The organism is Burkholderia sp. LMU1-1-1.1 (assembly GCF_040675865.1).
Taxonomy (GTDB): Bacteria; Pseudomonadota; Gammaproteobacteria; order Burkholderiales; family Burkholderiaceae_D; genus Rugamonas.
Genome location: NZ_JBEGHG010000040.1, coordinates 1 through 1,197 on the forward strand (window position 1 = coordinate 1; position 1,197 = coordinate 1,197).

The window sequence follows — 1,197 nt, forward strand, 5'->3', positions numbered from 1 at the left end:
GGTAATCCCCCCTGCAAATGATCGCCATCAGAAGTAGAATTTTCTCAATTAGCTTTTTGAAAGTTCTGCAATGAAGACTTCCCGATTCACCGACAGCCAAATCATCGCCATCCTGAAGCAGGCAGAAGCCGGCTCCCCGATCCCGGAGCTATGCCGCGAGCATGGCATGAGCACGGCAACGTTCTACAAGTGGCGCGCCAAATTCGGCGGTATGGATGCGTCCCTGATGGCCCGCATGAAGGAGCTTGAAGAGGAAAATCGCCGTCTCAAAAAGATGTATGCCGATGAGCGCATCAAGGCCGAGATCGTTGCCGAGGCTTTAGCAAAAAAGTGGTAGCGCCATCTCGCCGACGTGAGATGGCTCGCTGGTATGTCGAAGCTGGCCGAGCGACAATTCAGAATGCTTGCCTGGCATTCGGCATCAGCCAGACCTGTTTTCGCTACCAGGCCAAGCGCCATTCTGAAAATGAAGTAATCGCCGACTGGTTGGTGCGTCTGACGAACAATCAGCGCAACTGGGGCTTCGGCCTGTGCTTTCTTTACCTGCGCAACGTGAAAGGCTTCAAATGGAACCACAAGCGCGTCTACCGTATCTATCGCGAACTGGAGCTGAACCTGCGCATCAAACCGCGCCAGCGCCTGGTACGTGAGAAGCCATTGCCACTTGCGGTACCCACAGCGATCAATCAGACCTGGTCGATGGATTTCATGCACGACCAACTGGCCGATGGACGCAGCATTCGCCTATTCAACGTCATCGACGATTTCAACCGCGAAGGCTTGATCATCGATGTCGATTTCTCTTTGCCGTCGGAACGCATCGTCCGGTCGCTGAACCAGCTGATCGAATGGCGCGGCAAGCCGCGCGTGATCCGGTGCGACAACGGTCCGGAATACATCAGCGAGACGACCAAGACTTGGGCCGCCAAGCACGGCATCGAGATCGCGTTCATCCAGCCGGGCCAACCGCAACAGAACGCCTATGTCGAGCGCTATAACCGCACCGTACGCTATGACTGGCTGGCGCATCACCTGTTCGATTCCTTGGACGAGATCCAGGACTTTGCCACGCGCTGGTTATGGACATACAATCACGACCGGCCACACATGGCACTCGGCGGCATTACGCCGATTCAGAAATTGGCCCTCGCCGCATAGCCTCTACTTCTGGTGCGCATCATTAATGGGGGGATTACC

At 55.6% G+C, this 1,197-nt stretch carries 1 protein-coding gene; it reads left to right on the top strand.

What is annotated here, in order from left to right; translation table 11 throughout:
* The first annotated feature begins 70 nt into the window (after positions 1 to 70).
* A protein-coding gene (locus tag MRBLMU1_RS23465; protein ID WP_161052696.1) for an IS3 family transposase occupies positions 71 to 1,158 on the top strand; the annotation gives its coding sequence in 2 pieces (ribosomal slippage) (positions 71 to 332 and positions 332 to 1,158; 1,089 coding nt in all).
* The last annotated feature ends 39 nt before the right edge of the window (positions 1,159 to 1,197 follow it).